The organism is Pseudomonas juntendi (assembly GCF_021560075.1).
In the GTDB taxonomy this organism is placed as follows: Bacteria; Pseudomonadota; Gammaproteobacteria; order Pseudomonadales; family Pseudomonadaceae; genus Aquipseudomonas; species Aquipseudomonas juntendi.
This window is the reverse complement of the sequence record NZ_CP091088.1, coordinates 2,532,721-2,557,923: the sequence shown is the minus strand read 5'-3', so window position 1 is coordinate 2,557,923 and position 25,203 is coordinate 2,532,721. Positions and strand designations below refer to the sequence as shown.

Genomic DNA, 25,203 nt, shown 5'->3' with positions numbered 1-25,203 from the left:
TGCCGCTGCCGGGAGCGCCTGGGTGTTACTGGATGTTTGCAGACGCTTTGCGCACCTGGTCGACAACCGATGGCGGCAGCGGGATGTAGCCCATCGAGTCGGCAATCTTCTGGCCCTGGGTGAGGCCGTACTCGACCATCTCACGCATGGCCTTGGCCTTTGCCGGGTTGCCGTTGTCCTTGCGGAAGATCATCCAGGTGTAGGAGGTGATCGGGTAGGACTTGGCGCCTTCCGGGTCGGGCAGGTTGGCGACCAGGTTTTCCGGCAGTTTCACCGCTGCCAGGGCCTGGGCACCGCTTTCGGCATTTGGCACCACGTACTGGCCAGCCTTGTTTTCCAGGGCAGCGAAGTCCACCTTGGCCAGCTTGGCGAAGCCGTACTCGATGTAGCCAATGGCACCTGGGGTCTGGCGAACGGTAGCGGTCACCCCGTCGTTCTTCGGCGATTTGATGAACTTGTCGGTCGCTGGCCAGTTGACCGTGTTGCCCTCACCCAAGGTGCTCTTGAAGTCGGCGTTGATGGCCGACAGGTGCTTGGTGAACACGGCGTTGGTGCCACTGGAGTCGGCACGTACCACCACGGTGATGGGCAGGTCAGGCAGCTTCATTTGCGGGTTGGCCGCGGCGATTTTCGGGTCGTTCCACTGGGTGATCTTGCCGAGGAAGATGTTCGAGTAAACATCGCGCGGCAACTTCAGGCCCTTGGGGTTGCCGGGCAGGTTGTAAGCCAGGACGATTTCGCCGGCGGTCATCGGCAGCAACTGGACGCCCTCGGCAACCTTGGCGATGTCGGCTTCGCTCATGGCCGAGTCGCTGGCGGCGAAGTCGACGGTCTTGTTCAGGAAGTCCTGAACGCCCGCGCCACTCCCCTTGGATTGGTAATCAACGGTAACGCCCGCTGTGTTCTTGCTGAAATCCTTGAACCAGGTCAGGTAGATCGGTGCCGGGAAGCTGGCGCCGGAACCGGTCAGGCGTACGTTTTCAGCAGCAAATGCAGCGGAAGTGGCGCAAAGCGAAACGGCAACGGCGAGTGCAGCAGACTTCATCAGGCGAATCATCGAAAAGCGCTCCTTGTGATGGCCGGCACACTTTGCATCAGCTGTGTTACAGCTTTGTGACCATTGAAAGGCAGGCCGTTCGTTGATCCCGCTTCGTCAACCGGTTGGGGCCGCCTTGCGGCCCATCGCCGGCAAGCCGGGCTCCCACAGGGGCTGCTGTCTTGGGTGCATGTTTTCCCCGCTCAGGCAATCTGTTGTAGGAGCGGCCTCGTGTCGCGAAATGAGGGCGAAGCCCTCACCTGCGCTATCCCTGCCACACATGGCCCCAATGCGGATAGCCACCCGCCTGCTCACCAGACCGGCGCGAATGGGGTTGGCGACAGTGTCGCGCGCGGTTGTCGTCGATGCGCGGCACGGTGCCGCTCGTCCAGTGACCGGCACTCTCTGGCGGGGAGCGTTTCAACCGTTCAGGTATGACTGCAGGAGTGAACACCATGCCACGCGGCGACAAAGGCAAGTACACCGAAAAACAGAAGCGCAAGGCCGAGCACATCGAGCACGCCTATGAGGATAAAGGCCTGGCCAAAGAGGAAGCCGAAGCGCGCGCCTGGGCCACGGTCAACAAGCAATCCGGCGGCGGTGAAAAGCAAGGCGGCTCGGGGAGCAGCACCTCTGCCAGCGAGAAGAAAGCCGCCCGCGCCGATTCGGCCAGGCGGGCAGCACACACCCGCCACGGGCACGCGCGCGCATCCGGCAGCTCACTGGAAAGCCAGACAAAGGAAAGCCTGCTGAAGGAAGCCCGCAGCAAAGCCATAAAAGGCCGCTCCAGCATGACCAAGGCCGAACTGGTCGCCGCCCTGCGCAACCACGGCTGATCGCTACCCTCACCCCTTGGTGAGGGCCCACCGTACGTGACTAGACCATGCCGGCGATCTCCGCAGCATCGGCATCCGGGCAGCGGTTGCGACAGTCACACTCGAATTCCGCCTGGGCTCGGGTGGCAAAGTTCAGGCTCAAACGCACCTTGTCTTGCGTATCGTAGAGGTCGTAACCCTCGCCCAATGCAGCGGGAAAGCCAAGCCGCCGAGGCTGAACCTCTTTTTTCAGCGGCACTGCGGGAACCACAACGAAGCGTGTTTGCATGATCATCCCTCTGCGGCCGTGATTTAGTATTAGTACCGCTAGGTAAAAGCATCAAGAAGACTCATGCAATATTTTGGGTCAGCGGTCTGCACGCCGAGGCGTCATTCGCCAGCAACCGCTCTGCACCCGGCGTTTCATCGATGGCACTGATGTTCACTATCACGCCGTTCGCCTGTCGGCCGCCCACACCCACCCCTATAATCCCCGGCCAATCCCCCCTCCCGCGCCTGCTACAGGCGTCATCCCTCCTTGGAAGTCACCACCATGCCAAGTGCCAGCCAGGCCCCACGGGGCCGTCCTGAACATAATCAACAGAGCGTGACCCAGCAGTGGCTGGCGATCCTCTCGGTCGCCATTGGCGCCTTCGCCCTGGTCACCAGCGAATTTCTGCCAGTGGGCGTTCTCAACGATGTCGCCAGCGACCTGGGTATCAGTGCAGGCTTCGCCGGCCTGATGGTCACCCTGCCCGGCATCATGGCCGCGCTGGCCGCCCCGGCCATTTCCGTGGGGGTTGGCGCGCTGGACCGGCGCTACCTGCTGATCGGCCTGACGCTGATCATGATCATCGCCAACAGCATCGTCGCCTATGCGGGCGACTTCAGCCTGCTACTGGTCGGCCGGGTGCTGCTGGGTGTCAGCATCGGCGGCTTCTGGGCCACGGCCATCGCCCTCAGCGGGCGCCTGGCCCCTGAGGGCGTCGGCGTGGCCAAGGCCAACTCCATCATCATGGCCGGGGTGACCCTGGCGACGGTGGTGGGCGTGCCGGTAGGCACCTGGCTAAGCGGCCTGCTGGGCTGGCGAATGACCTTCCTGGTGACTGCACTGGTGGGCATGCCCGTGCTCCTGGCGCAGGTTTTGCTGCTGCCGCGGCTGTTGCCCGAAAAAGCCATTGGTGTGCGCGACCTACCGGCGCTGTTCATCAACCCGCAAGCGCGCGTTGGCCTGATCGCCGTGCTGTTGATTGGCCTGGCGCATTTTGCCGCCTACACCTATGTAGCGCCGTTCTTCAAACAGAATGCCGGCTTCGACGGCCCGACCATCGGCTCATTGTTGCTGCTGTATGGCGTGGCCGGGTTCATGGGCAATATCTTCGCCGGCTTCGCCGCCAACCGCAGTGTGCGCCATTCGCTGATGCTGGTGGCATTGCTGATCGCCGCCAGCACAGCGCTGTTTCCGTATTTCGCCACCGGCCTGACCGGCGCGGCGATGCTGATTGCGCTATGGGGGTTCGCCTTCGGCGCGTTCCCGGCCTGCGCCAATATCTGGATGTTCGTGGTCGCGCCCAAGGATGTCGAGCGGGGCATGCCGCTGTTCGTGGCCTTGTTCCAGGTGATCATTGCCGTGGGCTCGTTCTTTGGCGGGCAAGTGGTGGACCACATGGGCACCGCAGTGCTCTTGAGCCTGGCCACGGCCCTGGTGGGCTGTGGCTTCGTCACCGTGCTGGTGCTGGGGCGCAACGTCAGTAACGGCTTGGCCGAGCAACCTGCGTAAATGGCCGGGCGGGGTTGGCGGCCCTTGCCCCCCGCATCGGCAAGTTGTCCTCCGTTCAGCTGAACAACCGGGCCAGGCACGCCAGCTTCTTCTTGTAAGAGCGGCGTGCCTCCAGTGCCTGCTCCAGGCTGACTCTCAGAAAGCGTGCCTGCTGATTCGGCTGCATCTGCCCGATCAGGTCGAGGTCGGCGCTGATCACCGTGCCAATCATGGCGTAGCCACCGCCCGATACGGCATCCCGGTGCAGAATGATCGGCTCCAGCCCGGCCGGTACCTGAATCGAGCCGATGGGGTAGCAGCTGTCGACGATGTTGGAAGGGTCCGAACCAGCACCGAACGGTTGCTCCCGCGGCTGGAAACTCAAGGCGCTGCCGCCTTTGTAGCGGTAACCGATGCGATCCGCCTCGGAGCCTACCGTCCAGGCTTCGGTGAAGAAGCTTTGCGCAGCAGCTTCGGTCAGCCGGTGAAAATACAACCCCGGCACCACCCGCAGCACCACTTCGCCGCCCAGGGCCTGGCGCAGTGCCATCGGCAGGCTTGCGCCGGCGCGGCCGGTGCCGGTGGGCGTGCCGACCGGCAACAGGTCACCGGCCAACAACTTGCGCCCCTGGAAGCCACCCAAGGCCCCAAGCGCGTAGGTCGATCGGCTACCCAGCACCTCGGCCACATCAATACCCCCCGCCACTGCCAGGTAGGCCCGCGCGCCCGCCGTCGGGAAGCTGAAACGCAGCACCTGCCCGGCGCGCACGGCAAATGCCGTGTCGGGCCGCTGCTCGCGGCCATCGAGCAAGGCGGGCATCTGCGCACCGCACACTGCCACCAGCGCATCTGCCTGGAACTCAAGTTCAGGGCCGACCAGCGCACATTCCAGGCCGGCAGCGCCCGGCGGGTTGCCCACCAGGTAATTGGCTGCGCTCAGGGCATACTGGTCGAGCGCGCCAGATGGCGGGATGCCCAGGTGGTAATAGCCTTCGCGGCCCAGGTCCTGCACGGAGGTCGCCAGGCCCGGTTTGAGTACCTTGATCATGCCAGCACCTCCTGCAGCGATTTGGGGTAGCCGACCGGGTCGGCAAGGAATGCGTCCAGGGAAAACACCACCGGGCGAATGCGCAGGTCGAAACGGCCCTCCTCCACCTCAGCCACTGCCTGGTCATACGCGCGGCGGTCGATGGGTTTGAATTGCACGATGTCACCTGGGCGGAAGAACACCATGTGCTCCTTCAGGTAGCTCAAGGTCTGTTGCGGGTCGTAGATCGGTGCCGGGGTGACGCCGAACATCTGGTAACCGCCCGCGCCGCGCACCGAATAGATGCAACCGAAACAGCCACCATGGCCCAGGGTCAGGCGGGGCGTGTCGGTACGCGGCCGCAGGTACTTGGGCACCTGCAACTGGCGCTGGCGCTCGACCATCTGGAACATGAACGGCAGGCCGGCGACGAAGCCGACCATGGAAACGAACCACGGTGCACCGCTGTGCGCCGCAATGAACGCGTCGACATCGGCCAGGCCATTGATGCGGGCCGCGTACTCCAGGTCGGTGCTGGCCGGGTCCTGGTGGCGGTCCCGGAAGCGCATCAAGGTTTCGTGGGTCCAGGGGTCGTTGTACAGCACCGGAATCTCGATGATGCGGGTATGCAACGAACGCTCGGCCACCGCCTGCGCTTCGGCGCCGCGCACCGCTGCCAGCAGGGCATCGGGGGCGATGCGGTCGGGGTCGAAACGCACCTGGAACGACGCATTGGCCAGGCACACATCCAGCACGCCGTCCAGCGCCAGGCGCTGTACCGCACGGGTGACGGCCATACCTTTGAAGAAGGCTTCCAGCGACATGCTCTCGCTGACCTCGGCAAACAGGTGCTCGTCGGCGCCGAAGCTGTAGCGGATAGGCGTTGTAGCAAGCGATTCGGCCATGACTGTTCCTTTTCTTGAAATCTTTATAGAAAGGCAGGCGAAAACAACATGATCAGGCACCGGCCTGTGGCTGCCGGATGCCTGCGTCAGCGCGGTGCACGCACCACGATGCCAGCCTGGTCCAGCGCCTTGCGCGTGGCCTCGACCAGGTCGAGGGCGCCCGGCGTATCACTGTGCAGGCAAATGGAATCGAACTCGATGGCCAGGTCCTGGCCCTCGACGGTGCGCACCACACCTTGCCGGCAAGCCCGCAGTACGCGCTCGGCGACCGCCAAAGGCTGGTAGCCCCTTACGTTACGGGTGAACACGATCGAGCCGCTCAGGTCGTACTCGCGGTCGGCATAGAACTCGCGCACCACCGGCTGGCCAAGCTCCTGGGCAATGCGGCAGATCACCGAGCCGGGCATGCAGAACAGCAATAACTGCGGTTCGATCAGCCGCAGGTTTTCCACCAGCAAGCGTGCAGCTTGCTCGTCACGGGCCAGGTGCATGTAAAGCGCCCCGTGGGGTTTGATGTGCTGCAGACTCACGCCCTGGGCCCGGGCGATTTCACGCAGCGCCCCGAGCTGGTAAAGCATGTCGTCGACCAGTTCCTGCGCCGATGCGTTGATGTGCCGGCGACCGAAACCGACCAGGTCGCGGAACCCCGGGTGTGCCCCCACGGCAACCCCCAGGGCCTTGGCCCGCTCCACCGTACGGCGCATGGTGCCGGGGTCGCCGGCATGAAAACCGGTGGCGATATTGGCGCTGCTGATGTAACCCATCAGCTCGTTATCCACGCCGTCGCCAATGGTCCACGGGCCAAAGCCCTCGCCCATGTCCGAGTTGAAATCCACTGCTTGCATGACCGTATCTCCCTGGCGCTTGTGGCTGCATGCAAGCCACGTTAGATTCTTCCCTACCCCTTGGGAAGATCTATAAACAGAATGGGTGTCTTCGGAAAAACAGATACCCCGGGAGCCTGCCGTGTCACTTACCTTGCGCCAGGTGCGCTACTTTGTCGCCACTGCCGAAATCGGCCAGATCTCCCAGGCCGCCCTCCACCTCAATATTTCCCAGTCGGCGGTCACCACGGCCATCAAAGAGCTGGAGGCCATGCTCGGCGTGCTGCTGTTCCAGCGCTCCGCCCAGGGCATGAACCTGACCGAAGCCGGCCGGCACTTCCTCAACCGCGCCTACGTCATCCTGCGCAGCGTCGACGATGCGCTGAACAGCCCGTTGCCGGACATACGCGCCAGCGGCCTGTTGCGCCTGGCAGCCAGCTACACGGTAATCGGCTACTTCCTGCCGCACCACTTGCAGCGCCTGGAGCACTGGCACCCCGACGTGACCCTGGAACTTTACGAACAGGAGCGCAGTGCCATCGAGCAAGGGCTGCTGGAGGGGCGCTTCGACATGGCGGTGGTGCTGACCGCCAACCTGACCCACCCGGCTATCGTTTCAGAAACGCTGTTCAACTCCGAGCGCCGCCTATGGCTGCCCGCGCACCACCCCCTGTGCGAACGCTCGGCCGTGAGCCTGGCCGATGTCGCCACAGAGCCGTTCATTTTGTTGACCGTGGACGAAGCCGAGCAAAGCGCCATGCGCTATTGGCAGCAGGCCGGGCAACGGCCCAGCGTGCGCGTGCGCACCAGTTCGGTGGAGGCGGTGCGCAGCATGGTCGCCAATGGCAGTGGCGTAGCGATCTTGTCAGACCTGGTGCACCGGCCATGGTCGCTGGAGGGCAAGCGCATCGAAACAGTCACCATCAGCGACCCGGTAGCGCCCATGAGCGTGGGGCTGGCCTGGCACCACGAGCGGGCGTTCAGCCCGGCGATGCAGGCTTTGCGCAATTACTTCCACGGCGCCTTCCTGGCACCGCAGCAGTGGGCTGCACGGCGCTGAGCACGCTGTGCCAGGCATTTCGTGCAGGCCCTGGCTCCCGGCCGAACGATCCGACCGCTCTGCCGTCATAACCTGAGCCGGTGCCGACACGCAAAGAGGACGCGAAATGACCCAGCCCGACCCAGCATACGTGAAATGGCTCGAAGCGCGCGCCATGCTCAAGGCTTCCCAGGAGCGCGCCAGCCTGTACTCAGGCCAGTCGCGCCTGTGGCAACAACCCTACGCCGAGGCACAGCCCCGCCGGGCCACGGAAATCGCCTCGGTCTGGCTGACCGTTTACCCCGATGCCATCATCGCCCCAGAGGGCTGCTCGGTGCTCGGTGCCCTGGCCCATGAAGCCTTGTGGAAGCGCCTGTCGGAAATCGGCATTCAAGGCCTGCACACCGGGCCGATCAAGCTGTCTGGCGGTATTCGCGACCGCGAGCTCACACCTAGCGTAGACGGCAACTTCGACCGCATCAGCTTCGATATCGACCCGCTCTATGGCAGCGAGCCGGAGCTGATCCAGATGAGCCGCATGGCTGCCGCGCACAATGCGGTGACCATCGACGACCTGATCCCTTCGCACACCGGCAAGGGCGCCGACTTCCGCCTGGCGGAAATGGCCTACGGCGCCTACCCGGGCCTGTACCACATGGTGGAGATACGCGAGGAAGACTGGCACTTGCTGCCCGAGGTGCCACCCGGACGTGACTCGGCCAACCTGCTGCCCGCACAGTGCGACGAGCTCAAGGCACGCCATTACATCGTCGGGCAGTTGCAGCGGGTGATTTTCTTCGAGCCGGGGGTCAAGGAAACCGACTGGAGCGCCACCCCACCGGTCACCGGTGTCGACGGCAAGACCCGGCGTTGGGTCTACCTGCACTACTTCAAGGAAGGCCAACCGTCGCTGAACTGGCTGGACCCCACCTTTGCCGCCCAGCAGATGATCATCGGCGACGCCCTGCATGCCCTGGATTGCCTGGGTGCACGTGGCCTGCGCCTGGATGCCAACGGTTTTCTCGGGGTGGAAACCCGTGCCAGCGGCACCGCCTGGTCGGAAAGCCACCCGCTGTCGCTGGTCGGCAACCAATTGATCGGTGGCATGATCCGCAAGGCCGGCGGCTTCAGTTTCCAGGAACTGAACCTGACCCTCGATGACATTGCGCAAATGTCCAAGGGCGGTGCCGACCTGTCCTACGACTTCATCACCCGGCCCGCCTACCAACATGCCTTGCTGACCGGCGACACCGAGTTCCTGCGCCTGATGCTCAAGGAAATGCACGCCTTCGGCATCGACCCGGCCTCACTGATCCATGCCCTGCAGAACCACGACGAACTGACCGTGGAGCTGGTGCACTTCTGGACCCTGCATGCCCATGACATGTACCTGTACAAGGGCCAGACATTACCCGGCAACATCTTGCGCGAGCACATCCGCGAAGAAATCTACGAACGCCTGTCGGGCGAGCATGCGCCCTACAACCTGCGCTTCGTCACCAATGGCATCGCCTGCACCACCGCCAGCCTCATCACTGCGGCACTGGGCATCCGCGACCTCGACCAGATAGGCCCGGCGGACATCGAGCAGATCCAGAAACTGCACCTGCTGCTGGTCATGTACAACGCCATGCAGCCAGGTGTGGTGGCGCTGTCGGGCTGGGACATGGTCGGCGCCCTGCCCTTGCCAGGCGAAGCCGTGGCCGAGCGCATGCTCGACGGCGATACCCGCTGGATTCACCGCGGCGGCTACGACCTGGCCGGGCTCGACCCGCAAGCGGACACGTCAGTGCGCGGCATGCCGCGGGCGCGGGCGCTGTATGGCAGCCTCGACAGCCAACTGGACAACCCTGACTCGTTCGCCTGCAAGGTGAAAAAACTGCTCGCGGTGCGCCAGGCCTACGGCATTGCCACCAGCCGCCAGGTGCTGGTGCCGGAGGTCAGCAGCCCTGGGTTGCTGGTCATGGTGCATGAGCTACCGGCCGGGCGCGGCATCCAGATCAGTGCGTTGAACTTCAGCCAGGAGGTGATCGCCGAGGAGCTACTGCTAACGGGCTTCACGCCAGGGCCGGTGGTGGACATGATCAACGAAACGGTAGAAGGCGACCTGACTGAGGATGGCCGTTTGCTGGTGAACCTGGACCCGTACGAAGCGCTGTGCCTGCGCATCGTCAACAGCACCGGGCATGTGTGAGCCGGCCAGCGCCCTGGGTATGCCCGGCCGCATCCCTGGGCAGCACCAGGGCGCTGGCGCCTTGCTTTTGAGGCCGTACAGGCATAGCGTTCGGGTGTTTTCTTTTCGCGCCCAGGAGCAACACCATGTACACCGGCATCGTCCAGGCCGTCCGCCCACTGCTTGATGTGACCAGCTACCCGGGCCACAACCAGTTCACCATCGACCTCACCCCGGAACTGCTCGATGAGTTGAAGATCGGCGCCAGCGTTAGCGTCGAGGGCACGTGCTTGTCTGTCACCGAGATCGACGGCAGCCACGTCAGGTTCGATGCAATGACGGCCACCCTGGAACGCACCAACCTGCGCAATTTCAAGGCCGGCCAAGGGGTCAACATCGAGCGTTCGGCGAAGATGAACGCCGAAGTCGGCGGCCACCTCATGGCTGGCCACATTGCCACGACCGCAGAAATAGTCGAACTGTCGATCGAGCAGACCGGCGCCTTCATCCGTTTCCGCATGCCGCCGCCATGGGGCAAGTACGTGTTCCCGCGGGGCTTCATCGGGGTCAACGGCTGCAGCCTGACCGTGGCCGACGTGGAAGACAACCTGGTCACCATCAACCTGATCCCGGAAACCCTGCGCCAGACCACGTTCGCCAGCTACGCTGCCGGCGATTTGCTGAACATCGAGGTCGATCACCAGACCATGGTGCTGGTGGATGTGGTCGAGCGCACCATCAAAGGCACCCTGGCCCGCGAAAACCTGTTGCCCTGAGGCCTGCCCGTGCTACCCCATCCCCTTACTACCCGTACGGCCAGGCGCTTGCGCCTGCAGGTGCTGCGTGGCCGTGTCGGCCTTGGCCTGGTGGCCGGGCTGTCGGTGCTGGCAGGCATGACCGACGCCATTGGCCTGCTGGCCCTGGGCGACTTCGTATCGTTCATGAGCGGTAATACCACGCGCCTGGCGGTGGCGATCAGCCAGGCTGACCTGGCCCTGGTGCTGCGCCTGACCGGCGCTTTGCTGGGCTTTGTCGCGGGTAACACATTGGGGGTAGTGCTGGCGCGCGGCTTCCGTCGCCGGGCCTGGCCCGTGCTGGTGGTCGTGGCGGCGTTGCTGGCCTGCGCTGCAGCGTGGCCACTGGCGGCCACCTTCCCGGCATTGCTGGCCGCGACCCTGGCCATGGGCATGATCAACGCAGTCGTCGAGCAAGTGAACGGCCTGCCCATCGGCCTCACCTACGTCACCGGTGCACTGTCACGCTTCGGCCGCGGCCTTGGGCGCTGGTTGCTGGGCGAGCGGCGCCACGGCTGGCGGGTGCAACTGGTGCCGTGGGCAGGGATGCTGCTGGGCGCCGCGCTGGGCGCCTGGCTGCAACACCACCTGGGCCTGCAGGCACTGGCCGGCAGTTGCGTGCTGGCGTGCCTGCTGGCCCTGGTGTCGCGGTTCATTCCACGTGCCTGGCAGCGTGGCTACATGCCGCGCTGATCAATCGATGCGCGGGTGCTGCTGGACCAACAACTTGCGCTTGGCCTCGAGCTCGGCGATCTGCTCGTCGATGTCCTCGATCTTCTGCTCGATGTTGTCGTGGTGTTCCTGCAGCAGCTCCCGGGCCTCGTCGATGTCCGATGCCGCCGGTGCGGCACCGCGCAGCGGTTTGTTGGCGGTTTCCTTCATGGTCAGGCCGGTCACCAGGCCCACCGCGGCGATCACCATCAGGTAGTAGGCGGGCATGTACAGGTTGCCGCTGCTTTCCACCAGCCAGGCGGCGATGGTGGGGGTCAGGCCGGCGATCAGCACGGAAATGTTGAAGGCACTGGCCAGTGCGCTGTAGCGGATGTGAGTGGGGAACATCGCCGGCAACGTCGACGCCATGACACCGATGAAGAAGTTCAGCAGCACCGCAATGATCAGCAGCCCCGAGAAGATCAACCCCAGCACACCACTGTTGATCAGCATGAATGCCGGAATGGCCAGGGCGAACAGCCCGACACTGCCGACCACGATAAACGGGCGACGGCCGAACTTGTCGCTCAGCAGGCCGATGATGGGCTGCACGAACAGCATGCCGACCATGATCGCGATGATGATCAGTACGCCATGGTCCTCGCTGTAATGCAGGTTGTGCGAGAGGTAGCTGGGCATGTAGGTCAACAGCATGTAGTAGGTGACGTTGGTGGCGATCACCACGCCAATGCAGGTCACCAGGCTACGCCAGTGCTTGGTCGCCACTTCCTTGAACGACACCTTGGGCCCCGACGCCAGGCCCTCGCGGTCACCCTGCTCCATCTTGTCGACGTGCTGCTGGAACGCGGGGGTTTCCTCCAGGGCGTTACGCAGGTAGAGGCCGATGATGCCCAGCGGCAAGGCCAGGAAGAACGGCAGGCGCCAGCCCCACTCAAGGAACCTTTCTTCGCCAAGCACCGTGGAAATGAGCACCACTACCCCGGCGCCCAGGACGAAGCCGGCGATCGAGCCGAAGTCCAGCCAGCTGCCAAGGAAGCCGCGCTTGCGGTCAGGCGCATACTCGGCCACGAAGATCGAGGCGCCGGTGTACTCGCCGCCCACCGAGAAGCCCTGGGCCATTTTCGCCAGCAACAGCAGTATCGGCGCCCATATGCCGATACTGGCATAGGACGGTATCAAGCCAATGGCAAAGGTGCTGAGGGACATGATGACGATGGTGGCGGCAAGGATTTTCTGCCGGCCGAACTTGTCGCCGAGGGCGCCGAAGAACAGCCCGCCCAGGGGGCGAATGAGGAATGGCACCGAAAAGGTGGCCAACGCCGCGATCATTTGCACACTGGGGTCGGCGTTGGGGAAGAACACCTTGCCCAATGCATAGGCGACGAAGCCATAGACACCGAAGTCGAACCACTCCATGGCGTTACCCAGTGCAGCGGCGGTGATCGCCTTCTTCATCTTGGCATCGTCGACGATCGTGATGTCCTTGAGGCCAATAGGTTTGACGCTTTTCCTGCGAGATTTCATGCCTGTATCCCTGTCGATCAATGCTCTATGGCATCTGATACAACGGGACACAAAATAATTCAGCGCTTAATGAATTTTTGTAGGGAATTGCGCTGGGGGCGGGTAAGCCCGCCCCCAGTCCAGGGGAGCTGCTTTTCTGCTCAAATGCCTTCGCGGGCCAGGTCCATGGCGAAGTAGGTCAGGATTAGGTCGGCACCGGCGCGCTTGATAGCGCCAATGCTTTCGCGCACCACGCGGCCTTCGTCGATGGCACCGGCAAGGCCACCGAACTTGATCATCGCGTACTCACCGCTGACCTGGTACGCCGCCAGCGGCAGGCGCGAGGCCGCACGAATGTCGGCGATCACGTCAAGGTAGGCACCGGCCGGCTTGACCATCAGCACGTCTGCACCTTCCTGCTCGTCAAGCAGCGATTCACGCACGGCCTCGCGGCGGTTCATCGGGTTCATCTGGTAGCTCTTGCGGTCACCTTTGAGCGCAGTGCCGCCTGCTTCGCGGAACGGGCCGTACAGCGACGAGGCGAACTTGGTCGAATAGGCCATGATCGCAGTGTCGTGGAAGCCTGCACCGTCCAGCGCGCTACGAATGGCCTGGACCTGGCCGTCCATCGCCGCCGAAGGCGCGATGAAGTCGGCACCGGCCGCGGCGGCGATCACCGCCTGCTTGCCCAGGTTGACCAAGGTGGCGTCGTTGTCCACGCCGTGGTCATGCAGCACGCCGCAGTGCCCGTGGCTGGTGTATTCGCAGAAACAGGTATCGGACATCACCACCATTTCCGGCACGGTGTCCTTGCAGATACGCGACATGCGCGCCACCAGGCCGTTTTCGTTCCAGGTGTCGCTGCCAACGGCATCCAGGTGGTGAGACACACCAAAGGTCATCACCGATTTGATACCGGCGCGGGCATAGCGCTCGATTTCCTGGGCCAGCCGCTTCTCAGGGATGCGGTTCACGCCGGGCATGCTGCTGATGGGCACGAAGTCGTCGATGCCTTCTTCCACGAAGATCGGCAGGATCAGGTCTTCAAGGCGGAATTCGGTTTCCTGGAATACGGTGCGCAGGGACTCGTTCTGGCGCAGGCGGCGAGGACGAACGGAGGGGAATTGGTTGGACATGACTGCTCCAGGGAATTTGAACGGCGTATACCTTATGCCTGTCAGGGGCCAGTGAAAAGGCCGGATGACGAGATATTGTCCTGCATCAAAGGTAATGGCCGCGCAGGGCACTGGCTGAGCCGGTGTTGCCCGCTTCGGGGGGGAACCTGCGAAGCGGGCTGCACCGGCAGCACATCATTGCAGCCAGGGCGGTGTCGGCTCTTCGGCCTTGGCCGGGCCGTTTTCCGCCTCGGCACGCGCTGCCCGGCGCCGGGCCTCGTCCAAGCGGGCGGCGTCGATTTCCCGCATTACCCCGCCAACGTCGGCCTCATGCTCGTCGTCCTGGAATACCCCGGTCAACACGGTATCGGGCAGCAACTTGCCAGCCTCGTACAACGCCCACATTTCCTGGGCATAGCGCGTGCTCTTCAGCTCTGGGGCAAAGCGCCCGAAGTAGTGGGCCATGTTGTCCACGTCACGCTGCAGCATGCTGAATGCGTGGTTGTTGGCGGCGGCGTCCACTGCCTGCGGCAGGTCGATGATCACCGGCCCGTCCGGGCCGAGCAGCACATTGAATTCGGACAGGTCGCCATGGACCAGCCCGGCACACAGCATCAGCACGATCTGGCGAATGACGAAGGCATGGAACACCCGGGCCTCCTCGGCCTCCAGGTGCACGTCGTTGAGCCGGGGTGCGGCATCGCCATCGGCGTCGGTCACCAGCTCCATCAGCAACACGCCGTCCTGGAAGTCATAGGGCTTGGGCACCCGGACCCCGGCGCCGGCCAGGCGGAACAGTGCCGCCACTTCGGCGTTCTGCCAGGCGTCCTCGGCCTCTTTGCGGCCGTACTTGCTACCCTTGGCCATGGCCCGGGCCTGGCGGCTATTGCGCACCTTGCGGCCTTCCTGGTATTCGGCGGCCTGGCGGAAACTGCGCTTGTTGGCTTCTTTATAGACCTTGGCGCAGCGCACCTGGCTACCGCAACGCACCACGTACACGGCGGCTTCCTTGCCACTCATCAACGGCCGCAGTACTTCGTCGACGAGGCCGTCTTCGATCAGGGGTTCGATTCTTTTGGGTGTCTTCATCAGGCTGCGTTCGGGGTCCTGGCTGTGTTGACGGACATCCTCTCACAGCCTGCTGCGACATGCTCGTCTGTCTTCACAATGGGTGAACCCAGGTAGGTTGTGGCAAGATGAATTTTTCTTAAATCGCCGGTTGTCTATTCTTTGGCACAATCGAGTCTCCATTAGATGCCCAGGAACCAGCATGCCTCGCGTACTGACCATCGAAGACGACGCCGTCACCGGCCAGGAAATCGTCGCCGAACTTACCAGCCATGGCCTTGAGGTGGAGTGGGCCGACAATGGTCGTGAAGGCCTGGCCAAGGCCATTGCCGGCGGTTATGACCTGATCACCCTGGACCGCATGCTGCCTGAGGTCGATGGCCTGACCATCGTCACGACCCTGCGCAACCTCAAGATCGCCACGCCGATCCTGATGATCAGCGCCCTCTCCGACGTCGATGAGCGGGTGCGCGGCCTGCGCGCCGGCGGTGACGACTACCTGACCAAGCCGTTCGCCTCCGACGAAATGGCCGCCCGGGTCGAGGTGCTGCTGCGCCGCAACAGCGTGCCGATGACCCAGACCCGCTTGCAGGTCGCCGACCTGCAACTGGACCTGATCAGCCACGAAGCGCGCCGCGGCGACAACACCCTCAACCTGCTGCCCACCGAGTACAAACTGCTGGAGTACCTGATGCGCCACAGCGGCCAGGTCATTACGCGGATGATGATTTTCGAGGAAGTGTGGGGCTACCACTTCGACCCGGGCACCAACCTGATCGACGTGCATATCGGCCGCCTGCGCAAGAAAATCGACTCACCCGGCCAGTCGCCGCTGATCCGTACGGTGCGGGGCTCCGGCTATGCCATTGCTGAACCCGTCTAAAGGCTGGAGTTCGTCCACCAGCCGGCTGCTGGCACTGTACAGTTTTCTATTCGTAGCCTGGAGCAGCATCCTCATGGGGGTGCTGTACTTCGAGGTTTCGAGCTACCTGAACAAGCTCACCCGCCATTCCATGCTGCAGCGTCAGCACCTGTTCGCGCACATGAGCGGCAAGCAGCTGGACGACGCCCTGATTGCCAGCCAGGCTTTCGAGGAACGCAGCTTCGATGCCTATGGCCTGTTCGATGCACAACTCAACCCGCTGGGCGGCAGTGTTCGTGCCCTGCCCCCTGGGCTGCGGCTGGACGGCAAGATCCATGAGCTGAAGCGTTGCCTGGATGCCGATGATCCGCGCATGCCCCGCGACAGCTGCGATGCCGTGGCGATCAAGGTGCAGGATGGGCGCTGGCTGGTGCTGTTCCGCGATAACGGCTCATTGTTCGTCGTCACACGGATCATTCTCGATGCCTTGCTCTGGGGTATCTCCTTCACCCTGATCCCCGGGTTCGCCGGCTGGTACCTGCTGCGCCGCCGCCCCCTGAAACGCATCCGGGCCATTCAGGCCCAGGCCGAGCTGATTGTCGCCGGCGACCTCACGCACCGCCTGCCGCTGTCGGCCCGGCGCGACGAACTGGACATGCTGGCCGCCATCGTCAATGCCATGCTTGACCGCATCGAGCGGCTGATGCACGAGGTCAAGGGCGTGTGCGACAACATTGCCCACGACCTGCGCACCCCACTGACCCGCCTGCGCGCCCAGCTGTACCGCATACGCCAGCAAAGCGACAACGACTCCGCGCAAGCCGAGGCACTGGACCAGGCCATCGGCGAAACCGACACCCTCATGGCGCGTTTTCGTGGGTTGTTGCGCATCAGCGAACTGGAAGACCGCCAACGCCGGGCCGGCTTCGTGCAGCTTGACCCGCATGATTTGCTGGTAGAGCTGCACGACTTCTACCTGCCGTTGGCCGAAGATGGCGGCATTCACCTGGAGCTGCACCAACCTGGGCACTTGCCGGCACTGCACGGCGACCGCGAGCTGTTGTTCGAGGCGCTGGCCAACCTGGTAGGTAACGCGATCAAGTTCACCCCGGAAGGTGGGCAGGTGCGCGTGGCCGCCACCCAGGACGACGCTGGCGTGCACGTGGCCATCGAAGACAGCGGGCCGGGTATTCCGGAAGAAGAACGCACGGCCGTACTGAAGCGGTTCTACCGCAGTGATGAAGGCCACCGCCACGCCGGGTTCGGCCTGGGGCTGTCGATCGTTGCGGCGATCGTTGACCTGCATGGGTTCGGCCTGGAAATTGGCGAGAGCCCTTTGGGTGGGGCCAAGCTGGTACTGCATTGCCCATTGGCCGGGCTGGCCAAATAACCATCGGGGCTGCTTTGCAGCCCATCGCGACACAAGGCCGCGCTGTAAGAGCAACTGTCTTTCTCAAAAATTTGAAAAGCCTGCGCGATTCACCTGTGGGAGCGGGCGACGCGGTGTCTGGCACCGGCTTTGCCGGTGTTCGCGGGCATGCCCGCTCCCACAGGGGGTCTGCGCTGGCTTGGAGTTGCCGCCGTACTTGCAGGAGCAATTGTCTTTCTGAAAAATTTGAAAAGCCTGCGCGATTCAGCTGTGGGAGCGGGCAAGCCCGCGAAGCAGGCGACGCGGTATCTGGCACCGGCTGCGCCGGTGTTCGCGGGCATGCCCGCTCCCACAGGGGGACTGCGCTGGCTTGGAGTTGCCGCCGTACTTGCAGGAGCAACTGTCTTTCTCAAAATTTGAAAAGCCTGCGCGATTCACCTGTAGGAGCGGGCAAGCCCGCGAAGCAGGCGACGCGGTGTCTGGCACCGGCTGCGCCGGTGTTCGCGGGCATGCCCGCTCCCACAGGGGGTCTGCGCTGGCTTGGAGTGGCCGCCGTACTTGCAGCAGCAACTGTCTTTCTCAAAATTTGAAGCCTGCGCGATTCAACCTGTGGGAGCGGGCAAGCCCGCGAAGCAGGCGACGCGGTGTCTGGCACCGGCTGCGCCGGTGTTCGCGGGCATGCCCGCTCCCACAGGGGGTCTGCGCTGGCTTGGAGTTGCCGCCGTACTTGCAGGAGCAACTGTCTTTCTCAAAATTTGAAAAGCCTGCGCGATTAACCTGTGGGAGCGGGCAAGCCCGCGAAGCAGGCGACGCGGTATCTGGCACCGGCTGCGCCTGTGTTCGCGGGCATGCCCGCTCCCACAGGGGATCTGCGCTGGCTTGGAGTTGCCGCCGTACCTGCAGGAGCAACTGTCTTTCTCAAAATTTGAAAAGCCTGCGCGATTCACCTGTGGGAGCGGGCATGCCCGCGAAGCAGGCGACGCGGTGTCTGGCACCGGCTGCGCCGGTGTTCGCGGGCACGCCCGCTCCCACAAGGACCGTGTAATCTTCGAGTTCAGCATTGCGGCCTTGTGTCGCAATGGGCCGCAAAGCGGCCCCAGTTGCACCGATCAGTCAGCCAGACGCCAGGTAGTGGCACCCTTGCTGTCTTCCAACACCACGCCCATGGCGGTCAGCTGGTCGCGAATGCGGTCGGACTCGGCCCAGTTCTTGTCTGCCCGCGCCTGCAGGCGCGCTTGGATCAAGCCCTCGACCTCGGCCGCATCGACCTTGCCTTCGGCGCCCGCACGCAGGAAGTCATCGGCGTCCAGTTGCAGCACACCCAGCACATCACCCAGCTCCCGCAGGCGACCGGCCAGGCCGGCAGCAGCGTCTACATCACTGTCGCGCAGGCGGTTGATCTCACGCACCAGGTCGAACAGCACAGCGCAGGCCTCGGGGGTGCCAAAGTCGTCATTCATCGCCACGCTGAAGCGCTCGACAAAGGCCTCGCCGCCCTTGGCCGCCACGCGCGGCAGGCCGCGCAAGGCATGGTAGAAGCGCTCCAGGGCGCCCTTGGCGTCGCGCAGGCTGTCTTCCGAGTAGTTGATGGCACTGCGGTAGTGGCTGGCCACCAGCAGGTAGCGAACCACCTCCGGGTGGTACTTCTCGAGCACATCACGGATGGTGAAGAAGTTGTTCAACGACTTCGACATCTTCTCGCCATTGATACGGATCATGCCGCAGTGCATCCAGGCGTTGGCGTACTGCTTGCCGGTGGCCGCCTCGCTCTGGGCAATCTCGTTCTCGTGGTGCGGGAACTCCAGGTCGCTGCCGCCACCATGAATGTCGAAGCTCTCACCCAGGCAGCAGGTGGACATCACCGAGCACTCGATGTGCCAGCCCGGACGGCCCGGGCCCCATGGCGACTCCCAGCTTGGCTCGCCCGGCTTGACGCCCTTCCACAGCACGAAATCGAGCGGGTCTTGCTTGGCCTCGTCGACCTCGATGCGGGCGCCGATGCGCAGGTCTTCGATCTTCTTGCGCGACAGCTTGCCGTAGCCCACGAACTTGCCGACGCGGTAGTACACGTCGCCATTGCCCGGCGCGTAGGCATACCCCTTGTCGATCAGGGTCTGGATCATCGCGTGCATGCCGGCGATATGGTCGGTGGCACGCGGTTCCTGGTCTGGCGGCAGGATGTTCAGGCGGCGCTCGTCTTCGTGCATCGCGTCGATCATGCGCGCCGTGAGGGCGTCGAAGCTTTCGCCGTTCTCGTTGGCCCGGTTGATGATCTTGTCATCGATGTCGGTGATATTGCGCACGTAGGTCAGTTCGTAACCGCTCTTGCGCAGCCAGCGGGTGACCAGGTCGAACGCTACCATGCTGCGGCCGTGGCCCAGGTGGCAGTAGTCGTATACGGTCATGCCGCAAACGTACATGCGCACCTTGTTGCCATCCAGCGGCTTGAAGGTTTCCTTGGCTTTGGTCAGGGTGTTGTAGATGGTTAGCACGGCGGTTCCTCAGCTGCCCCAGGAGTCACGCAGGGTGACGGTGCGGTTGAACACCGGGCGGCCCGGCTGGCTGTCTTTCAGGTCGGCGCAGAAGTAGCCTTCGCGCTCGAACTGGAAGCGGTCCTCGGGCTGCGCCTGGGCCAACGACGGCTCGGCACGGCAACCGCTGAGCACTTGCAGCGAGTCGGGGTTGATGTTGTCGAGGAAGCTGCCGCCCTCTTCGGTCTTTTCCGGGTTGGCCGAGCGGAACAGGCGATCGTACAGGCGCACTTCGCACTCGACGCTGCCTTCGGCCGGCACCCAGTGGATCACGCCTTTGACCTTGCGGCCTTCCGGGTTCTTGCCCAGGGTGTCCGGGTCGTACGAGCAATGCAGTTCGACGATGTTGCCGTCGGCGTCCTTGATGGCTTCGTCGGCACGGATCACGTAGCTTCCCCGCAGGCGCACCTCACCGGCTGGCTCGAGGCGCTTGTAGCCCTTGGGCGGGGTTTCCATGAAGTCGTCGCGGTCGATGTACAGCTCGCGGGAGAACGGCAGCACACGCACGCCCATGTCTTCCTTCGGGTGGCGTGGCAGCTCCAGTTGCTCGACCTGGCCCTGCGGGTAGTTGGTAATGACCACCTTCAGCGGGCGCAGCACGCACATGGCACGCGGTGCGGTGCGGTCCAGGTCGTCACGGATGCTGAACTCGAGCATCGACATGTCGACCACGCCGTCGGACCGGTTGGTGCCGATCATTTCGCAGAAGTTGCGGATCGAGGCCGGGGTGTAGCCACGGCGGCGGAAGCCGGACAAGGTCGACATGCGCGGGTCGTCCCAGGCGTCGACGTGCTTTTCGTCCACCAACTGCTTGAGCTTGCGCTTGGAGGTGATGGTGTAGTTGAGGTTCAGCCGGCTGAACTCGTACTGGCGCGGGTGTGCCGGCACAGGCAGGTTATCGAGGAACCAGTCGTACAGCGGGCGGTGGCCTTCGAACTCCAGGGTGCAAATCGAGTGGGTGATGCCCTCGATGGCGTCCGACTGGCCATGGGTGAAATCGTAGTTGGGGTAGATGCACCACTTGTCACCGGTCTGGTGGTGGTGGGCATGGCGGATGCGGTACAGGATCGGGTCGCGCAGGTTCATGTTCGGCGAGGCCATGTCGATCTTGGCCCGCAGCACGCGCTCGCCGTCCTGGAATTCACCGGCTTTCATACGGGCGAACAGGTCGAGGTTTTCTTCCACGCTGCGGTCGCGGAACGGGCTGTTCTTGCCTGGCTCCTTGAGGTTGCCGCGGTATTCCTTGGCCTGCTCGGGGGTGAGGTCGCAGACATAGGCCTTGCCGCGCTTGATCAGCTCGACCGCCCAGTCGTGCAACTGGTCGAAGTAGTCGGAGGCATAGCGCACATCACCGGCCCAGTCGAAACCCAGCCATTTCACGTCGCGCTGGATGGCGTCGATGTACTCCTGGTCTTCCTTGGCCGGGTTGGTGTCGTCGAAACGCAAGTGACAGGCGCCACCGAATTCCTTGGCCAGGCCAAAGTTGACGCAGATCGACTTGGCGTGACCGATGTGCAGGTAGCCATTGGGCTCCGGCGGGAAGCGGGTGACGATGCTGCTGTGCTTGCCCGAATCCAGGTCGGCCTGGATGATCGGCCGCAGGAAGTTCGCAGGGACAGCGGGGGCGCCTTTGGCAGCGGCGTTGGGCGCGTTGTCGGCAGTGGGCTTGCTCATAGGATCCTTGAATGCACGTGTCCGGCCTGGGTAGGCCGATTGAATCAAAGGGCCTATCATAGCCGAAGCAGTCAAGCTGCCGACAGTCGGGCCCGGATAAACTGGCGTGATTTATCACGGCTTTTTGCCGCGGCGTGGCAAAATGGCCGGTGCGCACCATGTGTCGCGAGCGCCCGAGCCTGCGTCAGGTGTAAGCACGCGCCCTGCGCGCCCTCATTCCCGTATGCCTTGAAAGAGCGAATTTCAGCATGTCCAAAGTCAAACTGAGCACCAACCACGGCGATATCGTCCTGCAACTGAACGCCGAGAAAGCTCCGCAAACTGTTGAGAACTTCGTTCAATACGTCAAAGACGGCCATTTCGACAACACCGTGTTCCACCGTGTGATCAAAGGTTTCATGATCCAGGGCGGCGGCTTCGAGCCTGGCATGACCCAGAAGAAAACCCGCGCCAGCATCCAGAACGAAGCTGACAACGGCCTGAAGAACACCAAGTACAGCATCGCCATGGCCCGTACCATGGAGCCGCACTCTGCCTCGGCCCAGTTCTTCATCAACGCTGCCGACAACGACTTCCTCAACCACAGCGGCAAGAACGTACAGGGCTGGGGCTACGCGGTGTTCGGTGAAGTGATCGAAGGCCGTGAAGTGGTCGATGCCATCGAGAAAGTCGCCACCGGTTCCAAAGCCGGCCACCAGGACGTGCCGAAAGACGACGTGGTCATCGAGAAAGCCGAGATCATTGAGTGATTCTGCTGATCTCTGATCTGCACCTGCAAGAAGAACGCCCGGACATTACCCGGGCGTTTCTTGATCTGCTCGATGGCCGCGCGCGCCACGCCCAGGCGCTGTACATTCTTGGCGATTTCTTCGAGGCCTGGATAGGCGACGATGCCATGACGCCGTTCCAGCAGTCGATCTGCCGTGCCCTGCGGCAGCTGGGCGACAGCGGCACGGCCATCTACCTGATGCATGGCAACCGTGACTTCCTGCTCGGCCAGCGCTTCTGCGAGGCGGCCGGCTGCACGTTGCTCGACGACCCCAGCGTGATCGAGCTGGGCGGTGAGCAGGTATTGCTGATGCACGGCGACACCTTGTGCACCCGCGACGTGGGCTACATGAAAATGCGCCGCCTGCTGCGCAACCCGCTGAGCCTGTGGGTTCTGCGCCACCTGCCGCTGTCGGCTCGCTACAAACTGGCACGCAAGCTGCGCAGCGAAAGCCGCACCCAGGGGCGGATGAAATCCACTGAAATCGTCGACGTCACGCCAGAGGAAGTGCCCAAGGTAATGGCGGCGCATGGCGTGCGTACCCTGGTGCATGGCCATACCCATCGGCCAGCGATTCACAAGCTGGTCGTGGACGGCCAACCGGCCCGGCGCATCGTGCTGGGCGACTGGGACCGCCGGGGCTGGGCCTTGCAAGTTGACGAGCAAGGGTTTCAGCTGGCGCCGTTCGACTTTTCCTGAAGGCAACGTCGCCGGCAAGCCGGCCCCAATTCCCACCAGGCCTTCAATTCGGTGGGGAGCTTGTGGGCGCTGGCTCGCCGGCGATCGAGCCAAACTGCCTTAGTGCTGTGCCATTGCGCCCTTGTCGGCTTCACTGATCACCACTTCGCGGTACTGCGGGTCAGCCTTGATCTGCGCCTCGGTAAAGGGAATTACCGCCAGCTGCTTGGCCGCGAAGGCCTTGGTCTGATCGCTGGCGTGTGCCGATGCCGCCTCGCTGGACTGCGAAAACGCCAGTAACCCGCGGGCCTCTGGCCCCTTGTCGGTGAAACTGACCAGTTGCAGATAACTGGTACCACTGACCACCAGGCGCTTGCCCTGCCCGTGCGGCACACTGTACATCGCGTTGTACACCCCCAAGGCCTGCGGGCCGCCCGGCACCGGCGTGCCATCGACTGCCTGCTGCACCTGCCCCCACTTCACCTGTGGCGCCATACCGCTCTCGGCCACCTGCTGCTGTGAGGCCAATGCCGCCTCGTGCACCCGCTTGCGCACGGCCGCCTGCTCCACGGCCAGCCCGCGCGGGGTGTGTTGCGGGTCGGCCGGGTCGAACGCAACCCGCCAGCTGTCCGGGTGCTCAGCCAAGGCGGTGAGCAGGTTGTGGAAATGCACCAGGCCCACGCCGCTCTCGAGGTCGGCCTTGCCATCCCAGTTCGCCAGGCTGGTGCATAGGGCCTGCACGTCTGCACTGGCGCCCTGGCACCATTGCAGCAAGTCGGGCAGCACCAGGCTGGCCAGGTAGGCTTCGTCGTCGGTGACCATGCGCTGCAGGTCATCGACGCCCAACCGCCCTTTGCCCTGCAAACGCTGCAGGGCAAAGCGGCCGCGCATGCCCAGCGGCTGGTCACTGCGGCTGACCAGCGGCGCAAACCCGGTCAGGGGCTGCGCCGGGTTGGCCAGCCAGGCCGGGTCGTTGGAGTTTTGCACGTAATCCTCGCGCTCAAGGCTTGGCAGCAGCCTTGCCGGGAAAATACCCGGTTGCGCCGCCTGGGCATCGACCTTCCACTGGCAGGCGCTGCGTGAGCCGTCCAGCACCACCAGGCTGCCCGGCGCTTGCGGGTTGCTGCAACTGTCGAGCATCTGCTGGTCCACATAAGGCACCACTGACTGGTTCAGGTACAAGGCCCTGCCCGCCTGGTCCACCGCAATGGTGTTGACCCACGGGATACCCTGCAATTGCTCGACCGAGCCGCGCAGGGCCGCCAGGCTTTCAGCGCGGTTGATCTGGTTCCACTGCTGCAGCACGCGGGTATTGTCCAGGTTGGCGTCACGCAGGCTGTAGGCCGCATGCGTGTCCCAGTCCAGGCGGCCAGGCCATTGCACCACCGGACCGAACTGCGAGCTGTACACCTCACGCTGTACCTGGCTCAGTCGCCCATCCTCACCTTTGACTGCCACGCTGACGGTTTGCCGGGCCAGCGGCAATGACTTGCCGTCGAGCAGGTAACGGGTCGGGTCCTTGGGATCGAGCTGCAGGCGATACAGGGTGAAGTGCGTGGAGGTATCGACGGTATGGGTCCACGCCAGGTGCTGGTTGAAACCGATATTGATCAGCGGCAGGCCTGGCAGCGCCGCGCCCATGACATTCAGCTGGCCGGGGATGGTCAAGTGCATCTGGTAGAAGCGCATGCCACCCATCCACGGGAAATGCGGATTGGCCAGCAACAGGCCATGGCCATTGGCCGAGCGCTGGGCACCCACCGCCACGGCATTGCTGCCACGCTCCGTGGCAAACCGCGCCTGCCGGGCCAGGGCGGTGGCATAGCCAGCGGCCGCGAGCTGGCTGCCGGCCCCTGGCGGTTGCGCCCCCGCCAGTGCCTCCACGAACTGCCCAACCCCGCCTTCGGCCAGCAAGCGGCGGGTCAGCTTGACCAGGTCCTGGCTGCTGATCGGCCGCACCCACTCACCCGTTCCGCACTCGGCAGGCAAGCCCTGGCGGCGGCGCTCGGCCAGCGCGCGGTTATAGCCACTGGCATAACCGGCCAGCAGTGCCTGTACTGGCGCCGGCTGCGCCTGGAGGAACGCGTCGACAGCGGCCTGGCTGTTGAGCCAGGTGAAGAACAGGTCGCTGCTGAGGTTGTCGCGTTGCTCCAAGGTCTTGCCCGTGGCGCCGTAGTACCGGGAGCGCTCGCCATTGACGGTCAACACTTCGTTGGCCAGCAGGCACAGGTTGTCCTGGGCGTAGGCATAGCCGACACCGTAGCCCAGGCCGCGCTCGTCCCTGGCCACGATGTGCGGCACGCCGAAGGTGGTGCGGCGGATCTGGGCGCTGGCGTCGGCTGCTGCAGGTTGAGCCGGCGCAGTGGCACTCCAGGCCACCAGGGCGGCCGCCAGGCTGGCGCAGGTCATGGGACGGGACAGTGAAAACACGGGCATTCCTCGGGGTCGCGGGTTATCCCGTTCAGACGAATGGCCAGATGAAAATTTTACGTTTTACAGGGCGATGGAACGTCTTGATGAAAAACAGCCATTTTTTTAACGCGTGCGTTGCAGTTTTTGCGATCTCATTCGTCCTAGTAAGTGAGGCAAC

The 25,203-nt window shown here is 63.7% G+C and carries 21 protein-coding genes; 10 read left to right on the top strand and 11 right to left on the bottom strand.

Going from position 1 to position 25,203, the window contains the following annotated elements; genetic code table 11:
* Positions 1 to 25: 25 nt before the first annotated feature.
* Entirely contained in the window at positions 26 to 1,057 is a 1,032-nt protein-coding gene (pstS, locus tag L1P09_RS11895) for a phosphate ABC transporter substrate-binding protein PstS (protein ID WP_054904403.1), read from the bottom strand.
* 434 nt (positions 1,058 to 1,491) lie between these two features.
* Here pstS and L1P09_RS11890 point away from each other — a divergent pair, with 434 nt between their 5' ends.
* A complete protein-coding gene (locus L1P09_RS11890) occupies positions 1,492 to 1,872 on the top strand; it encodes a termination factor Rho (RefSeq protein ID WP_192439990.1) in 381 nt (126 codons plus the stop codon).
* 40 nt (positions 1,873 to 1,912) lie between these two features.
* Here the strand turns inward: L1P09_RS11890 and L1P09_RS11885 are convergent, their stop codons facing one another.
* Positions 1,913 to 2,146 (bottom strand): hypothetical protein, encoded by a 234-nt coding sequence (locus L1P09_RS11885; RefSeq protein ID WP_009682142.1) that lies wholly within the window; start codon positions 2,144 to 2,146, stop codon positions 1,913 to 1,915.
* Positions 2,147 to 2,404: 258 nt separating this feature from the next.
* Between L1P09_RS11885 and L1P09_RS11880 the strand changes: the two genes are divergently transcribed.
* The gene (locus L1P09_RS11880; protein WP_235768958.1) at positions 2,405 to 3,631 is read left to right on the top strand and encodes an MFS transporter; all 1,227 of its coding nucleotides are present in this window, start codon (positions 2,405 to 2,407) and stop codon (positions 3,629 to 3,631) included.
* Positions 3,632 to 3,686: 55 nt separating this feature from the next.
* Here L1P09_RS11880 and L1P09_RS11875 read toward each other — a convergent pair whose 3' ends face one another.
* The 3 genes from L1P09_RS11875 to L1P09_RS11865 all read right to left on the bottom strand — a co-directional run bounded on the left by L1P09_RS11875 (position 3,687) and on the right by L1P09_RS11865 (position 6,387).
* Positions 3,687 to 4,658, bottom strand: coding sequence for a 5-oxoprolinase subunit C family protein (locus L1P09_RS11875; RefSeq protein WP_235768889.1), 972 nt, complete (start codon positions 4,656 to 4,658; stop codon positions 3,687 to 3,689).
* Entirely contained in the window at positions 4,655 to 5,542 is an 888-nt protein-coding gene (locus L1P09_RS11870; protein ID WP_054904401.1) for a 5-oxoprolinase subunit B family protein, read from the bottom strand. The genes L1P09_RS11875 and L1P09_RS11870 overlap by 4 nt, the downstream gene beginning before the upstream one ends.
* Before the next feature lie 86 nt (positions 5,543 to 5,628).
* On the bottom strand, positions 5,629 to 6,387 hold the full coding sequence (locus L1P09_RS11865; protein ID WP_009682146.1) for a 5-oxoprolinase subunit PxpA: 759 nt from the start codon (positions 6,385 to 6,387) through the stop codon (positions 5,629 to 5,631).
* Between the two features lie 121 nt (positions 6,388 to 6,508).
* Between L1P09_RS11865 and L1P09_RS11860 the strand changes: the two genes are divergently transcribed.
* The 4 genes from L1P09_RS11860 to L1P09_RS11845 all read left to right on the top strand — a co-directional run bounded on the left by L1P09_RS11860 (position 6,509) and on the right by L1P09_RS11845 (position 11,065).
* Positions 6,509 to 7,426, top strand: a complete 918-nt coding sequence (locus tag L1P09_RS11860) for a LysR family transcriptional regulator (protein ID WP_235768888.1) — start codon at positions 6,509 to 6,511, stop codon at positions 7,424 to 7,426.
* 106 nt (positions 7,427 to 7,532) lie between these two features.
* On the top strand, positions 7,533 to 9,599 hold the full coding sequence (treS, locus tag L1P09_RS11855; RefSeq protein WP_009682148.1) for a maltose alpha-D-glucosyltransferase: 2,067 nt from the start codon (positions 7,533 to 7,535) through the stop codon (positions 9,597 to 9,599).
* A gap of 125 nt (positions 9,600 to 9,724) precedes the next feature.
* Positions 9,725 to 10,354, top strand: coding sequence for a riboflavin synthase (locus tag L1P09_RS11850; protein ID WP_009682149.1), 630 nt, complete (start codon positions 9,725 to 9,727; stop codon positions 10,352 to 10,354).
* Between the two features lie 9 nt (positions 10,355 to 10,363).
* Complete coding sequence (locus tag L1P09_RS11845; RefSeq protein ID WP_235768887.1) at positions 10,364 to 11,065, top strand: YoaK family protein; 702 nt, start codon at positions 10,364 to 10,366, stop codon at positions 11,063 to 11,065.
* Here L1P09_RS11845 and proP read toward each other — a convergent pair whose 3' ends face one another.
* The 3 genes from proP to L1P09_RS11830 all read right to left on the bottom strand — a co-directional run bounded on the left by proP (position 11,066) and on the right by L1P09_RS11830 (position 14,751).
* On the bottom strand, positions 11,066 to 12,568 hold the full coding sequence (gene proP, locus L1P09_RS11840; RefSeq protein ID WP_029887704.1) for a glycine betaine/L-proline transporter ProP: 1,503 nt from the start codon (positions 12,566 to 12,568) through the stop codon (positions 11,066 to 11,068). It abuts the gene before it with no gap.
* 140 nt (positions 12,569 to 12,708) lie between these two features.
* Positions 12,709 to 13,683 carry a porphobilinogen synthase gene (gene hemB / locus L1P09_RS11835; RefSeq protein ID WP_029887703.1) on the bottom strand — a complete coding sequence of 325 codons (975 nt, stop codon included), beginning with the start codon at positions 13,681 to 13,683 and terminating at the stop codon, positions 12,709 to 12,711.
* 174 nt (positions 13,684 to 13,857) lie between these two features.
* Positions 13,858 to 14,751 carry a PA4780 family RIO1-like protein kinase gene (locus tag L1P09_RS11830; protein ID WP_029887702.1) on the bottom strand — a complete coding sequence of 298 codons (894 nt, stop codon included), beginning with the start codon at positions 14,749 to 14,751 and terminating at the stop codon, positions 13,858 to 13,860.
* A gap of 181 nt (positions 14,752 to 14,932) precedes the next feature.
* Here L1P09_RS11830 and L1P09_RS11825 point away from each other — a divergent pair, with 181 nt between their 5' ends.
* Positions 14,933 to 15,613: a response regulator transcription factor gene (locus tag L1P09_RS11825; RefSeq protein ID WP_047149773.1), complete on the top strand. Its 681-nt coding sequence runs from the start codon at positions 14,933 to 14,935 to the stop codon at positions 15,611 to 15,613.
* A complete protein-coding gene (locus L1P09_RS11820; RefSeq protein WP_029887701.1) occupies positions 15,591 to 16,982 on the top strand; it encodes a sensor histidine kinase in 1,392 nt (463 codons plus the stop codon). Before L1P09_RS11825 ends, L1P09_RS11820 begins: the two co-directional genes overlap by 23 nt.
* Before the next feature lie 1,088 nt (positions 16,983 to 18,070).
* Here the strand turns inward: L1P09_RS11820 and cysS are convergent.
* Positions 18,071 to 19,453 carry a cysteine--tRNA ligase gene (gene cysS / locus L1P09_RS11815; RefSeq protein WP_009682157.1) on the bottom strand — a complete coding sequence of 461 codons (1,383 nt, stop codon included), beginning with the start codon at positions 19,451 to 19,453 and terminating at the stop codon, positions 18,071 to 18,073.
* Positions 19,454 to 19,462: 9 nt separating this feature from the next.
* Entirely contained in the window at positions 19,463 to 21,166 is a 1,704-nt protein-coding gene (locus tag L1P09_RS11810) for a glutamine--tRNA ligase/YqeY domain fusion protein (RefSeq protein ID WP_009682158.1), read from the bottom strand.
* 248 nt (positions 21,167 to 21,414) lie between these two features.
* Between L1P09_RS11810 and L1P09_RS11805 the strand changes: the two genes are divergently transcribed.
* Both L1P09_RS11805 and L1P09_RS11800 read left to right on the top strand, forming a co-directional pair.
* Positions 21,415 to 21,915 carry a peptidylprolyl isomerase gene (locus L1P09_RS11805; protein ID WP_110675979.1) on the top strand — a complete coding sequence of 167 codons (501 nt, stop codon included), beginning with the start codon at positions 21,415 to 21,417 and terminating at the stop codon, positions 21,913 to 21,915.
* Positions 21,912 to 22,634 carry a UDP-2,3-diacylglucosamine diphosphatase gene (locus L1P09_RS11800; RefSeq protein WP_054904397.1) on the top strand — a complete coding sequence of 241 codons (723 nt, stop codon included), beginning with the start codon at positions 21,912 to 21,914 and terminating at the stop codon, positions 22,632 to 22,634. Before L1P09_RS11805 ends, L1P09_RS11800 begins: the two co-directional genes overlap by 4 nt.
* A 99-nt stretch (positions 22,635 to 22,733) precedes the next feature.
* Here the strand turns inward: L1P09_RS11800 and pvdQ are convergent, their stop codons facing one another.
* The gene (gene pvdQ / locus L1P09_RS11795) at positions 22,734 to 25,043 is read right to left on the bottom strand and encodes a bifunctional acylase PvdQ (RefSeq protein ID WP_235768886.1); all 2,310 of its coding nucleotides are present in this window, start codon (positions 25,041 to 25,043) and stop codon (positions 22,734 to 22,736) included.
* Positions 25,044 to 25,203: the final 160 nt, after the last annotated feature.